Annotated in this window: 1 protein-coding gene; it reads right to left on the minus strand. The window is 75.0% G+C overall.

Annotation, left to right across the window (positions count from 1 at the left end):
- Nucleotides 1-625: phage major capsid protein (locus tag BYZ73_RS21575; RefSeq protein WP_112317598.1), on the minus strand; the 625-nt coding region annotated here is incomplete at both ends.

A 625-nucleotide genomic window follows, 5' to 3' on the forward strand; every position in this document is an offset into this window, starting at 1 on the left:
GCCAGGTCCTCGCGCAGCGCCATCGCCTTCAAGAGGTCGTCGCGGGCATGCTGGGCCATGGCGACCGAGGAATGCCGCAGGAGGCTGTTCGACAGCGGCACCAGCGCGCGCAGGAGCTTGAAGGACTTGTCGACCGCATCGAAGCTCATCTCGCTTTCGGCAATGGCCGAGGTCTCGGCGCCGTAACCGGCGGTCGCGCCTGCGGTCTGGCGCGCGGTGCGCAGCTCGCCCGCGGGCATCGGCACGGTGCGCGCGCCCGAGGCGCGGACGGTGACCCGCGGGCGCAGCAGCGCGATCAGTTCCTCGGATTGCGCGGCGGGAATGGTGATGCCGCCCGCGGCCTCGGACGCGCCCGACATGATCGCGGCGATGCCGGAATGGCCATCGGTCTCAAGGCGGGCCACCGCGCGTTCGCGGTCGCCCCGGCTGGCCGCCAGGGCATGCAGCATGAAGCCCACCTCGACGCCGCGATGCGCGGGGTCGCGGGGGGTGGCGGCCTGTTGGGGCCGGGCCGTGCCGGTGCTGGCAGCCCCCGTTCCCGGCGCCGGATCGTCGCCGCCGGTGGCCGCGGCGGCGCGGGCGGCCTCGGTGGCCTCGGCCCGGCCGACCTGGGCATTGAGCCGCT

Origin of the sequence: Rhodovulum viride, assembly GCF_003265965.1 — a bacterium.
Taxonomy (GTDB): Bacteria; Pseudomonadota; Alphaproteobacteria; order Rhodobacterales; family Rhodobacteraceae; genus Rhodovulum; species Rhodovulum kholense.